Origin of the sequence: Paenibacillus woosongensis, from assembly GCF_009725165.1 — a bacterium.
Lineage (GTDB): Bacteria > Bacillota > Bacilli > Paenibacillales > Paenibacillaceae > Fontibacillus > Fontibacillus woosongensis.
Window position 1 is genome coordinate 443,687 of record NZ_WNZW01000002.1, and the last position, 13,427, is coordinate 457,113.

At 49.1% G+C, this 13,427-nt stretch carries 11 protein-coding genes and 1 other RNA gene; 2 read left to right on the forward strand and 10 right to left on the reverse strand.

The annotated features are described in order from the left end of the window. Nucleotides 1–90 precede the first annotated feature (90 nt). From thiI to GNP95_RS08585, 5 genes are all read right to left on the reverse strand, one after another. Entirely contained in the window at nucleotides 91–1,323 is a 1,233-nt protein-coding gene (gene thiI, locus GNP95_RS08565; RefSeq protein WP_155610847.1) for a tRNA uracil 4-sulfurtransferase ThiI, read from the reverse strand. Between the two features lie 4 nt (nucleotides 1,324–1,327). Then, nucleotides 1,328–2,479, reverse strand: a complete 1,152-nt coding sequence (locus tag GNP95_RS08570) for a cysteine desulfurase family protein (RefSeq protein WP_155610419.1) — start codon at nucleotides 2,477–2,479, stop codon at nucleotides 1,328–1,330. Nucleotides 2,480–2,653: 174 nt separating this feature from the next. Then, nucleotides 2,654–3,397 carry a lytic transglycosylase domain-containing protein gene (locus GNP95_RS08575; protein ID WP_155610420.1) on the reverse strand — a complete coding sequence of 248 codons (744 nt, stop codon included), beginning with the start codon at nucleotides 3,395–3,397 and terminating at the stop codon, nucleotides 2,654–2,656. Nucleotides 3,398–3,557: 160 nt separating this feature from the next. Beyond that, nucleotides 3,558–3,956: a hypothetical protein gene (locus tag GNP95_RS08580; RefSeq protein ID WP_196427111.1), complete on the reverse strand. Its 399-nt coding sequence runs from the start codon at nucleotides 3,954–3,956 to the stop codon at nucleotides 3,558–3,560. A 40-nt stretch (nucleotides 3,957–3,996) separates the two neighbouring features. After that, nucleotides 3,997–4,224: a DUF1540 domain-containing protein gene (locus GNP95_RS08585; RefSeq protein WP_155610421.1), complete on the reverse strand. Its 228-nt coding sequence runs from the start codon at nucleotides 4,222–4,224 to the stop codon at nucleotides 3,997–3,999. Nucleotides 4,225–4,370: 146 nt separating this feature from the next. On the opposite strand from GNP95_RS08585, the gene GNP95_RS08590 reads away from it, so the two are divergent. Both GNP95_RS08590 and GNP95_RS08595 read left to right on the forward strand, forming a co-directional pair. After that, entirely contained in the window at nucleotides 4,371–6,296 is a 1,926-nt protein-coding gene (locus tag GNP95_RS08590) for a S8 family peptidase (protein ID WP_155610422.1), read from the forward strand. Between the two features lie 264 nt (nucleotides 6,297–6,560). Then, nucleotides 6,561–7,589, forward strand: coding sequence for a hypothetical protein (locus GNP95_RS08595; protein ID WP_155610423.1), 1,029 nt, complete (start codon nucleotides 6,561–6,563; stop codon nucleotides 7,587–7,589). Nucleotides 7,590–7,856: 267 nt separating this feature from the next. Here GNP95_RS08595 and rnpB read toward each other — a convergent pair. From rnpB to dnaG, 5 genes are all read right to left on the reverse strand, one after another. After that, nucleotides 7,857–8,267, reverse strand: an RNA gene (rnpB, locus tag GNP95_RS08600) — RNase P RNA component class A. A gap of 98 nt (nucleotides 8,268–8,365) precedes the next feature. Beyond that, nucleotides 8,366–9,481 (reverse strand): Nif3-like dinuclear metal center hexameric protein, encoded by a 1,116-nt coding sequence (locus GNP95_RS08605; protein ID WP_155610424.1) that lies wholly within the window; start codon nucleotides 9,479–9,481, stop codon nucleotides 8,366–8,368. Beyond that, nucleotides 9,457–10,236: a tRNA (adenine(22)-N(1))-methyltransferase gene (locus tag GNP95_RS08610; RefSeq protein ID WP_155610425.1), complete on the reverse strand. Its 780-nt coding sequence runs from the start codon at nucleotides 10,234–10,236 to the stop codon at nucleotides 9,457–9,459. Before GNP95_RS08610 ends, GNP95_RS08605 begins: the two co-directional genes overlap by 25 nt. Nucleotides 10,237–10,424: 188 nt before the next feature. Beyond that, nucleotides 10,425–11,552, reverse strand: a complete 1,128-nt coding sequence (gene rpoD, locus GNP95_RS08615) for an RNA polymerase sigma factor RpoD (protein ID WP_155610426.1) — start codon at nucleotides 11,550–11,552, stop codon at nucleotides 10,425–10,427. Nucleotides 11,553–11,597: 45 nt separating this feature from the next. Then, nucleotides 11,598–13,418, reverse strand: coding sequence for a DNA primase (gene dnaG, locus GNP95_RS08620; RefSeq protein ID WP_155610427.1), 1,821 nt, complete (start codon nucleotides 13,416–13,418; stop codon nucleotides 11,598–11,600). Nucleotides 13,419–13,427 lie beyond the last annotated feature (9 nt).

Consider the following 13,427-nt stretch of genomic DNA (forward strand, 5'->3'; position numbering starts at 1 on the left):
GACAAACAACAAGGCTGCCTCACCATATTAGTGAGGCAGCCTTGTTGTTTATTCCGGAGCTATAACGAGTTGCGCCTAACCTTTACCCTCCTAAAACCACTTATCCTGTGCAACCGGTTCCCCTTGCGATCTTCTAATGACGGTTTCACCCGGTTTGATCAAGATCGTCTCGGTCTTGCTGACCGCTTCTTTAATTTGCTCATCCAGTTGAGGCAGGGATGCCTCGATTTTCTCGATGATATGCAAATTCGGGTTCGTCGATGGTGACTTCGGTACAAACAGGGTACAGCAATCTTCATAAGGCAGGATAGATAATTCATAAGTGCCAATTTGCTGCGCCAAACCGATAATTTCCTCTTTGTCGGTTGTCACTAACGGCCGAAGAATCGGCAGAGACGTAACCTTTCCGATAACGTTCATGCTGGCCAGCGTCTGGCTGGCAACCTGTCCGAGACTATCCCCTGTAACCAGGGCGAGCGCGCCGTTTCGCTCGGCCAGATTGGTAGCGATTCGCAGCATCGCCCGGCGCATGAGCGTAATCATGACGTTCTCATGATTGCCTCCGGCGAGCGTGGTCTGAATCTCTGTGAACGGAACGAGATGAAGCTTGATTTTTCCGTAAAATCCGGACAGCACCTGAGCGAGATCGATAACCTTCTCCTCTGCCTTTTTGCTCGTATAAGGATAACTATGAAAATGCACGCATTCGATTTCCAATCCCCGGCGCATCGCAGCCCATCCGGCAACCGGGCTGTCGATGCCGCCGGACAGCAGAAGCATCGCTTTCCCGTTCGTACCTCGCGGAAACCCGCCCGCGGCCGGCACGACCTCGGAGAACAGGTAAGCCCCCTGCTCGCGGACCTCGATCCGAAGCTCGATTTCTGGATGGCGCACATCGACTTTTAAATAAGAGCACGATTTCAGGATCGGCGAACTGATGATTTGGTTCATTTCCTGAGAAGATACAGGGAACTTCTTCCATACTCTTCTTGCATTGACTTTAAAGGTCGTTTCCCTGACGATATTCATGCTCTCGATGAAGCTGATTGCCTGAGTAATAATCTCATCGATCTCGGGTGCCGCTACCTTGACTGGACTAATCGACGTAACGCCGAATACATTTTTCAAAACCTCGATAATTGGAGCTGCAGGCTCTCCGTTCAAAACGACATAGATCCGCCCGTATTCCTTCTTGATTTCGGTCGCCGGGTAAATCTGCAGTAAATCTTGAACATGAGCTAAAGCAGCTTTTTCAAAACGAGAACGATTTCTGCCCTTAACGGTAATTTCCCCGAAACGAAGCAGAAGCATATCATATTGCAGCATTTTATCTGTTTCCACCTTTCACGATCTGCAGGCGCTCCATCATGCGCGTGACAGCGCCCAGCAATTGTCTGACATCCTCTTCGGTATGCTCATCTCCCAAGCTGACGCGGATCCCCGACAAAGCGCAATCCTTCTCTTTCTGCATAGCAAGCAGGACGCGGCTTGGTTCGCTTCGTTTAGAGGAGCAGGCAGACTGCGTAGAGACCAGGAAGCCCTCCTCCTCAAGCATATGAAGCATCGCCTCGGCCTTCATTCCCGGATAGGAGAAATGCACGATATGCGGCGCTCCATCGGGGCTGGAATTGACCACAAGGCCAGGCAAGCCTGCCAGTCCTTCATGGAGTTCGCGGCTCAGCTTGGACCAGTGCGAAGCAAGAGCAGGTTGGCGTTCCGCCGCCATTCTCATCGCCTTCGTCATACCAACAATGTACGGAATGTTCTCAGTACCGGAGCGCAGCCCTCCTTCTTGCCCACCGCCTGTCAGCAGCTGTGTCAGATGCACTCCTTCCCTGACATACAGGAGTCCGGTTCCTTTAGGTCCGCGGAATTTATGAGCCGATAAACTATACAGGTCAATCCTGCTGTCCCGAATGGACAGCGGCAGCTTGCCGAATCCTTGAACGCCGTCAACATGGAAGAGAACCCGGGGATGACGATTCTTCAAAGCTCTGCCGATTTCAGCGATTGGCTGAACCGCCCCAACCTCGTTATTGACATGCATGACGGACACAAGCACCGTGTTATCTGTTACCGCTGCTAGGACATCCTCGACCCGTACAGCACCGTTGGCCTGTACCGGCACATAAGTCACCTCGCACCCCTGCTGTTCTAGATGTCTGCAGGTCTCATATACGGAAGCATGCTCTACCGTGGTTGTCACGATATGATTTCCACGCTGGCGGTACCTGGCCATCGCGCCCCTGATTGCCAAATTGTTGCTCTCCGTGGCTCCCGACGTAAACACGATTTCCCCCGGATTAACCTGAAGCGCATGCGCGCACACTTCTCTGGCTTTGGACAACAGCTTCCCGCTGTCTTCTCCCATACGATGCAAGGAGGACGGGTTCCCAAAGTGTTGGGCCATCACTTCTCCAACGGTACGAATAACGTCTTCATAGGGCGGCGTAGTAGCTGCGTGATCAAAATACTTCATTTCATCCCCCCTAATGAACAATATAATCCTTGTCTATTGTAACGGATTCCTAACGATATCGTCATTGTCAAAAAAAAGACCAAATGGGAAATCGCAGCGAATCAGCGCTTTCTCAAATGATCTCTGACTTCTTGCTATAACGAATATAAGCCCAGCCACCTTGCTAGCAAGCCGCTAAGCCTGATACTTCAATTGAGCAGTTTCAATCTTTCTAATATAATTCTGCGTTTCCTTCGGGAGCAAATGCAGCTTCTCCATCAATTCCTGGTCATTGCTGATACCAAGCCGCTGGACACGCCCAGGTCCTGCATTATAAGCAGCCAACGCTGTCTTTACACCGCCGAAACGCTGAAGCTGATATGACAGGTAGCGCGTGCCTCCGTCAATATTCTGGGCAGGATCAAACGGGTTGCTTACGCCCAATCCTTTAGCTGTTCCATCCATGAGCTGCATCAGCCCTTTCGCTCCCGCTGAGGATACCGCATTGGCATTAAAGGAGGATTCGGTCTCAATGACAGCCTTAATCAAGCTCTCCGCTACACCGTAAGCCCGGCTGGCACGGCTGACGAGCTCGTCGATATCCCTTCCCGCGCCTGTTGGTGCCGATAAACCCGAAATTGGATTAGAAGCTTCAACCGGAAGCGATGCCATGTCCGCATCACTGTATGTAGTTTGCCCGACAAAATACCATAAGGCATCCTCTAGAGTACCAGGCAGCATCCCGCCGGCAGCAGGCAAGCCGCCCTGCGGCAATGTCTGCTCTTGTCCTTCCGCCACCATTAATTCTTTCAGCAATATATCGAATAAAGAACCTTCACTTCCGGAAGAGGTTCTTTGAACAGAAGTGCCTTGTAGGTCGATATCATTCATCATTTGGAGCTGAATCAGCTGTCCCATCGTACGCGTATCGATTTCCATCTCGTTCTTAACTCCTCTTTCTCCCCATGGAATGCTATATCCTATATTTTACACTTGAAATCCGACAATAACCACCTTTTTTCGAAAAATTATTTCGTTTACGCGAAAAGACCTTCGTCTGAATAGACGAAGGTCTGTGCCAATACGGAGAAAACTGAAATTAACGAGTAAAAGGAATCAAAAAGAAATAGCTGAGCGTAGCGATAGCGCCGAGACCGATCGCCCAGGCTCCTGAGGTTTTGCTTCCCTGGCTGTAGGCGTAAAATCCCATAATCGCGGCAAGGGGCCCGAGCACAATTGACCAAACAAATAAAGAAGCGATTCCTAAACCTACGCCAACATAGCCAACGGTACGGCCTGCCGTTCCGGTGTCTGCCGCTGCATCGTCCTGGTTCGCTTCACGGTCTGTCCGGGAGCTTTCGTACGTTCTTGTCGGAGCAACCTCGGCGGAATATTCCTCCTCGTGTGTTCGGCGAGGATAGTCCACCCGCTTCGGATCGCCCGTCAGTTCTTCATCATCAAGGATATTCTCCACATAATCCTTATTCTCATCCGTCATCTTCTGCACCTCCAAAAGTTATTATGATTTGCTTACCTTGTTACGATGATTTCGGCTTAAACGTATGACAGCATGTAGCGGCGGATGAACTTGCGGTATCCTTATGCTCGCTATCAAAAGCTTCGCCTGCGAATTCCGCATTATATTTGCGGTCTGCATGCTTGTCGATATCGATCATGATCAGATCCGCATTGCAATAATTCTGCTCCCCCCAATAAGCGCAATTCGATACGCTGCATCTGACAATTGGTTTATTTTCATTTGGCATATTGATCACCTCGCATACATTTTCCCCCGACAGTATGCCGGATATGCGGCCGAATTAATGTCAAATCGATACAGAAGCTCAGGAATAAAATGAAGGCAAAATCCTCAACCTACAGTTACATGAAACTACAGCAGGAGGGATGATCCATGAAATGGGGCAGATGGGTCGCTATTGGAGTGTCCGGTGTGGCAGCCATCACGGTCTTGACGTTGTTGCCGCAGTTTAACATTAGTCCACAGCCGCAAGCAGGGCAGCAGCGGACAAAACAGCAAATTATGCAAAATACGAAGCAGAAAGAGGTGCCCAGGCCCGCTGAAGAGAAGCAATTGAAGCAGTTGATGCTGCGCCGGGACGTCACAGCAACAGAAAGGCTGGCCAGACTTGATGCCAAAAGACATTTACAGGCGCTGGCTGAAGGTATCAAGGATTCCTCGTTATCAAAGCTGTCCACCGATATCCGGGAACTGCAAAAAGGGCATAAGCAGTTTCGTTCGATTATGCTGTACAGTTCTACGGGAAAGGATAAGCATTTCCGCGGCAGCAATGAACGAACCGCCCCAGATGTACAAGAACAGACAAATTACTATGTCGCCCTGGCGCGAAAAGCACTACGCAAATCTGAGCCCTATGAATCGCCAGTTTTTCCGGAAAAGAATCCGCATTTTTTTGTCATTGCCGAGCCTTCCAGACATAACAAAGATGGAATCATCGCCGTCATGGATACCCACATTCTAAGACGCGTCAAAGAGCATCAAGACAAAAATCTGCGCTTGATCCCTTATCCGAAGGAGGGCAAATACAAAATCGAATCGGTGCATACCGACACCCTTAAGGACCTTACTGTCAAAACCGGGCATGACAATGAAAAAGCAAGCCATTTTTATGAAAATGAAATCGTCGTGACCTTTAAAGAGCCTCCGTCCGACCAACAGCTCGCCCAAATCCAGAAGGATATTAAAGCAAAACATACGAATAAGCCGCGGTCGATTCGCAACACCTATATTTTTCAATCGGATAGCATGAGCATGGACGAGCTGAAAAAATATTTTGTCCAGAAATGGCGCCCGGCCTTTATCGAGCCGCATTATTTGTATATGACGAATGAAACAGCGCCCGCGGCCGATTCGCCGGAAATTCCTAATGATTTGCTGTTTTCCGAATACCAGTGGAATTTGCCCATCATCGAAACGAACCGGGGCTGGAAATTATCTAAGGGCAGCAATGACGTCATCGTTGGAGTTGTCGACACCGGCGTGGATCTGTATCACCCTGATCTGGAGGGACGGCTGCTGAAGGGATATAATGTCATCGATCCCGACAAGGATCCTACGGACGATGTAGGGCACGGCACGCATGTCGCCGGCATCATTTCGGCCAACGTAAACAACAATGAGGGCATCGCCGGAATGACGTGGGGCGGCAAAATATTGCCGGTTAAGGCGCTGGATCAGTCCGGCTCGGGTACGACCTACTCCGTTGCCCAGGGCATTATATGGGCTGTGGACAACGGGGCTAAAGTTATCAACATGAGCCTTGGCAACTACGCGGATGCCCAATTTCTGCATGAAGCCATCAAGTATGCCTTCGACAAGGACGTCGTTCTGGTCGCGGCCACCGGCAATGACAATACGGAGCGGCCGGGATATCCGGCAGCATATCCCGAAGTGCTGTCCGTGTCGGCTACCGACAACAACTTAAAGAAAGCGTCGTTCTCCAATTACGGCGACTATGTTGACGTAGTTGCTCCCGGCGAAAGCATTGCCAGCACGTATCCCGATAACCAGTACGCCGCATTGTCGGGCACCTCGATGGCTAGTCCGCATGTGGCCGCGCTTGCCGCTTTGATACGATCCATCAATCCGGATCTGAAAAATACGGAGGTCATGGACATTATCCGCAGCAACGTCATCGATCTCGGCGATCCCGGCCATGACAATATGTACGGATATGGACAAATCGACGTGTTCGCGGCGCTGGAAGCCGCCGGAGCCAGCGGGGCTCCGCTGCAGCTGTGGCCCCAGCATATCGACCAGAAGCTGAAGCGGCTGCTGGATGATACTCTGCAGCGCTAAGTCACGAATTCTGGAGTTGCATGTTTATAAAATATAAATAAAATGCCCGTTACCCAGTATGCTGTATGGAGTTACGGGCATTTCTCTGTAAATACATTCACATTTAATTCACCTATCACCCAGAAATTTAGGAATTCATTTTTATCGCACTTGTAAACAATAATATAAATTGTAATTTTATTGGTTAAAAGACATTTTTTATTGACGAAGATAATCTTCTGACTTATAATACAATGCAATTATCCAGAAGGAGGTTATATCTAAGTGAGGAAAGTCCTTGATGTCGAAAAACCTACTGTTGCAGTTTATAAAAGATACTCGCATTTTCTAGCAATTATGGAGAAGGATAAAGAAGCTTTAGGCTGGGTCATTAATCATTTTCTTCAATTACAGACGGAGAGACCAATAGAAGAGGACGTACATTGGCTAAGCTTTTACACTGGTCATAATTTATTGGCTCGGCATTGCAATAATCCATTCTTATATATTCAAGAAATAGAGACTAGGCTGGTGTCTTCCCTAACAGACTTAGCCCAATTTATTATCAATTGTATTAATAATGATCAATTCGTTTACATAAACTGCAACTCTTATTACATACCTAACTCTAGATCTTACTTAAAACACCATAGGCGCAGCCAAATATTAGTTACCGGATATCATTTGGAAGAGGGGCTCATCTATTATATGGACTACTCCTTAAGAGATCGATATGAATTGCTTTCATTGCCGATCTCCGACTTTACCGATGCTGCTATGCAAGGATTTGTTGGTGAACCGAACAACAGGGCTAAAATTCTCGTTATAGAACGGGAGAAGGACGTAAAGTACCAATTTAATATCCGGTTAGCTTATAATTTGCTCGATGATTATTTGCATGCCCGTAATACATACGAGAGGTTTTCTGTTTTTCCAAAACCACGGGATCATGCGTTATTTGGGATGGACATATACAATGATTTTTCCAGATTCATAGAACTTATCGGGGAAAACAATACCGAAGTAGACCAAACTATTCTGCCGTATCAAGTTTTGATGGAGCACAAACGTTGTTTATTACTGCTTATACAATATTTAACCGAGCATTCCTATATCGAACACTCAGACGATCTTATACTGGCTTTTGCAAAAATAGATGAGAAAGCTCGTATTTTAAGAAACATCTACATTAAATATCATCTGAGCAAGGATATATCGTTGAAAAAACGGCTGCTTCTTCATCTTTACGAAATAAAAAATATGGAGCTAGACTACATTCCGAAATTAATAACTATTCTCGAGAAAAGAATTTAATGAACGATTAAATTGAAAGGGCTTACAGGGAAAAGGTTCGCAGTGCCTCAAGGTAAACCGTGCCCCGAGAAGTTATTACGACATCGCATCATGTACATTAAAGAAGATGACTCCTAACAGTTTAGGAGTCATCTTCTAACAGCATAGTGTTTTTTTATTAACCGACCACATTAAGAACCACAGCTCCAAGGCCAGGCCCAGTGATCTACTTCAATTGGATTTAAAATTGGAACAGCGCTAGGACCGTTCATAAAAACTTGTTGCAGTGATGAAAGTTTGCCATAAGCCGGGTTCTGTACCGTTCGCGGTAATCGGGAACTACCCTCCCGCTAGTAAGTGACAATCATCTATCTAGGCCGTACATTACTGCACGGCTCCAGCGACCAACCTAGACGCGCTTCGGGCGAAAGCTGCCTGTGCCCGCAGGCGCAAGCTGCGTCTCATTAGGTCTTGCTCCAGGTGGGGTTTACCAGGAACGAAGTCACCAGCGTTCCTCGGGGTCTCTTACACCTCGGTTCCATCCTTGCCTGTGCACGCCTTGCGGCGGCCATCGGCGGTCCGTTTCTGTGGCACTATCCTTCGGCTCGCGCCGACTGGACATTATCCAGCACCCTGCCCTTTGGAGCCCGGACTTTCCTCCCGCGGCTAATAGCCGCCGGCGATTGTCTGTCAAACTTTCGAAGGCAACATTAAATAGTATACAGGGATTACTCTGCAATCACAAGTATAAATCAGCGCCAATGCTGACGTTTTCTTCCAATGCCAGCAATTTGACCTCAGCGGAATGCAAACGGCTCTGTATCAATGGCCGAAGCATGGACCTTCGTCTCATACTTGTGCTCGGCAATCTTATCGGCAAGCCAGGCCGCCACTTTTGCTTTCATGATTTTCTCGGCGTTGTGCCCTGGATCGATCAAGGTAATACCCGCCATGAGCGCGTCCTGGGCGGTATGATAGTCGATATCGCCGGTAACAAGCACATCCGCACCCCGGAACTGGGCATGCCTCCAGTAGCGCCCTCCCGAGCCGCCGACGACAGCCGCCTTCTTGATCTGCCGCTCCAAATCCCCTACGACCCTTACGGCGGGAACATCCAGCTTCTCTTTAACCCGCTCGACAAATGCCCCCAGAGTGACAGGCTCGGCAACCCTGCCTACTCTCCCTAATCCAAGGCTCCGTCCCTTCAAATCCATTGGATAAAGATCATAGGCCACTTCTTCATATGGATGATTTTTGAGCATGGCCTGAATAACCTTATTCCTCACGCTGTCAGTGATAATCGTCTCGATGCGGACTTCCTCCGCCCGCTCCAGCTTGCCCTGCTCTCCCAGGTATGGATCGGTTCCCTCCCTAGGCAGAAACGTGCCGTATCCTTCAATATTGAAGCTGCAGTGGCTGTAGTTGCCAATCCATCCCGCCCCGGCATTCAGAATCGCATCCAGCACTTTCTGATGGTGGTTCTTCGGCACGAATACGACCAATTTGTACAGCTTGTCCGTATGAATATCTTCCAATGGGGCCGTATTCTCAATGCCTAGCGCCTCAGCCATCCAGTCATTCATACCGCCTTCCGTTACATCCAGGTTCGTATGGCTGATATAGACGGCGATGTCATTCTTGATCAGCTTCTCATAGACCTTCCCCATCGGCGTATCGGTTTGCAGACCCGCTAACGGCCTGTAAATAATCGCATGATGCGCGATGATTAAATCCGCGTCAAGCGCAATCGCCTCATCGACCACCTCTTCGTTTACATCCAAGGCGACGAGCACATTGCGGACTTCCTTCTGCAGCGTCCCAAGCTGCAGTCCGATTTTATCGCCCTCCATGGCGACATGCTTCGGAGCCAGCTGCTCCATATACTGGATTACGGTTTGACCTTTGGCAAACATGCCAGCACCTCCTTAAGCTGCTTGATTAATATACTTAACTCCTGCTCTTTCTTCTGGGAGGACGGAAGCTGGGAACCCGCAACAGAACGCTGGATTTTCTCCAATTTGGAGATTTCGGCATTCCATTTATCGAAGAACACCTCTCCAGCCTGCGCAGTTAATCTCGGTCCCATCATTAACAACAATTCCTTCGTTAACGCTGCGCCGCTATTGGCATCACCCCGCACTTGCTGCAGCAGTCTTTGAGAATACAGCTCATCATTCAGACCTGCTGCACCGGAAACGGCATCCGCCGTAATGATCTCGTATATTTTTCCATCCTCCGCCACGATCACCTCATCCGAAACATACCAATCATGCTCCAGCAGCCAGCGCCTGACGAACTCCTCCCCAACATTGGGCTGCAAAATGAGCCGTTTAACACCTGCAAGCTTATCTACTCCCGCCTCTAATATGGAGCTGATTAAGGCGCCTCCCATACCCGCAATCGTAATCGCGTCCACTTCGCCGGGAGCAATCACCTCCAAGCCGTCTCCCTTGCGGACGGATACCGATTGACTTAGTCCCGCTTCCGCTACCTGTCTTCTCGCAGCCTCCAGCGGCCCGTCATTGACCTCTCCAGCAACGGCAGATACCGCTGTCCCGTGCTTTACTGCCCATACCGGCAGCAGCCCATGATCAGAGCCAATATCCGCAAAACGGCAGCCCGGAGGCAATCTGTCCGCGATATGCTGTAATCTTGATGATAATTTCATCCGAGTAATTACTCCCTCCATCCAACAAATATCCGCACCATTTTCATTTGCATTGGGCCAGGAAAAAAGCTAAAATAAAATCAGCAAGAAAAAATAGGAAAAAAGTAAAACTAATGTAAACCATATGCCGCTTTCCTGAAAAAAAAGACCTTTCTGCTGCTGCAGAAGGGTCAGGGTAGCACGACGACCTATTCCAAGAAATCCTTCAACCGTTTACTGCGGCTAGGATGGCGAAGCTTGCGCAATGCTTTCGCTTCGATTTGACGAATTCTTTCCCGTGTCACGCCAAATACTTTGCCAACTTCCTCCAGCGTTCTCGTCCGGCCGTCATCCAAGCCGAAGCGCAGGCGCAGGACGTTCTCTTCCCGCTCGGTCAACGTATCCAGCACATCCTCCAACTGCTCCTTCAGCAGTTCATAAGCCGCGGCATCCGCAGGGGCCAACGCCTCCTGATCCTCAATGAAGTCCCCTAGATGCGAATCATCTTCTTCGCCGATCGGCGTTTCCAGCGATACGGGCTCTTGTGCTATTTTCATGATCTCACGAACTTTTTCAACGCTAAGCTCCATCTCCGCTGCAATTTCTTCCGGCGTCGGTTCGCGCCCCAACTCCTGCAGCAATTGACGAGAAACGCGGATTAGCTTATTGATCGTTTCTACCATATGCACCGGAATACGGATCGTACGGGCTTGGTCAGCGATGGCCCGCGTGATGGCCTGGCGAATCCACCATGTCGCATAGGTACTGAATTTAAAGCCCTTCTTGAAGTCGAACTTCTCCACTGCTTTGATCAAACCCATGTTTCCTTCTTGAATCAAATCCAGAAAGAGCATGCCGCGGCCTACATAACGTTTCGCAATGCTGACCACGAGTCTGAGGTTAGCTTCAGCCAGACGGCGCTTCGCTTCCTCGTCGCCATTCTCAATGCGTTTAGCCAGCTCAATTTCATCATCGGCCGAGAGCAGGGGCACCCTGCCGATTTCCTTTAAATACATGCGTACCGGGTCGTTGATTTTGATACCGGGAGGCAATGTCAAATCATCATCAAAGCTGAATTCGTCGCCGTCGCTGCGACTTTCATCATCGCCGCGATGGCCGAGCTCATCATCGCTGTCATTTACAACATCTATCCCCAAATCCCCTAAATGCTCAAAAAACTCGTCCATTTGCTCAGGATCCTGATCGAAAGGCGAAAGCTTCTCCATAATTTCTTTATATGTTAACGAAGATCTTTTCTTGCCTAATTCCACCAGTTGATCTTTGACCTGGTCCAATGTCAGTTCTGTTTCAGATTCCGTATGCTGATCATTCGCCATACTTGACTCCCTCCTCCCTAGAAACATCCGCGAAAATTCATCCAGCTATTGTCTCTCTAGGGCTATAATCTCACTTGCAATTTGTGCCGCTCGCAGAAAATCCCCGGCACGCTCTGCCGAAACCATTTCTTCCTTCTTACGCTGAATTTGGGCCTGCAGCGGAACACGCTTAATTTCCCGGATACAGTCGTCAAGCTCCTGAGTCGTCCATTCCTCCGGAGTATCCATCATCGCGATAGATGTGACGGCCTGCTCCAGCCGTTCATCCTGCAAAGATGAAATAAAACGGCTGACATCCGGCGCTTTCCCCCCTGCGTAATAGGCGTATAGATAAGCAGCAATCGCCGCATGATCATTGATGTTAAAACTATCTCCAAGACGATCGCCAACATAACGGGCGACTTCTTCATCCTGAAGCATGAAGGATAACAATCTCCGTTCCGCGACATGATAAGCAGGCAGTAAAGTCGGCATGGATGCCTTGCCTTTTTTATGCCTAACATTATTCCACCTTTTGGCGTTATTATCCCCATGGGATGACCTTTTTTGCATGTCTTGACGGAATTGATTGCATTCCTGTTTCAAGCTATCAAATGAAACCTGCAGTTCGGCAGACAATTCCTTCAAATAAATCTCCCGCTCTGTCGGCGACGGCAGAGGCGCGATGACTTCCAGAGCATCTTTGATGTATGCGACCTTTCCATCTTCTTCTAGCAGTATATGGTTTTTTTTCAGATATATAAGCTTAAATTTAACCGCTGAAACAGCGCCATCCAAGACTTGCAATCTGAACCTCTCGGCCCCGTATTTACGAATGAACTCATCAGGGTCAAGTCCTTCACTGAGCAGTGAAATTTTAATTTGGAAGCCTGCGGCCTCCAGTATCGGGATACTCTTCAAAGCTGCGGCTTGTCCGGCATTGTCGCCGTCATAGCAGACGATGATTTCGTCCGCGAGTGTTCTCATGATGCTGGCGTGACTTTCGGTAAGCGCGGTTCCCATCGTAGCAACACCGTTATGGACCCCAGCCTCCCAAGCACTAATGACGTCGCCGTATCCTTCGAATAATACGATCTGACGCGACTTGCGGATTTCCGTCTTGGCCTGATGAAGATTATAGAGCGTTCGGCTCTTGGTAAATAACCTGCTCTCCGGAGAATTTAAATATTTGGGCTGGCCTTCCCCAAGTATCCGGCCCGCAAAAGCGATCACTTTGCCGCTCCGGTTGTGCAAGGGAAAAATGATCCGGTCGCGAAAGCGGTCAACAAATCCTGATCCGTCTTGCTTGGACGATAATAAACCGCCTTTCTCCATGGCACTGAGATCAAACGAGCGCTTCTCCAGAAACTGGACAAGCGTATCCCAGCGTGCCGGGGCATAACCGATTTGGAATGTGTCGATGGCCTTATCGCTAAACCCCCTTGACTTCAAATAGTCCATGGCCGGTTTGCCATGCTCTGTATTGTTCAGTAGAAAATGATACAGCTTGGAAGACCATTCGTAGGCCTGCAGTAATTGTTCCATCTCCCGGCTTACAGGGGCGCTCCCTGTCCGGAAGGCATTGTCCTGAAAGGGGATATGAGCCTCTTCCGCCATGACTTTGACAGCTTCGGGAAAGGATAATCCTTCGATTTCCATCCTAAATCTGATGGCATTTCCGCCTTTGCCGCAGCCATAGCAGTGGAACATTTGCCGTTCGGGCGTCACCGTAAATGACGGCGTCTTCTCCGAGTGGAAAGGACAAAGACCTTTCATATATTTGCCCTGTCTAGTTAGATGAACGTGCTTGCCTACCGTATCGACGATATCATGCTGCTGCAAGACCGCCTCGATGATCTCCTCCGGAATTCCTCGTCCGGTACTCATCCAAACCAC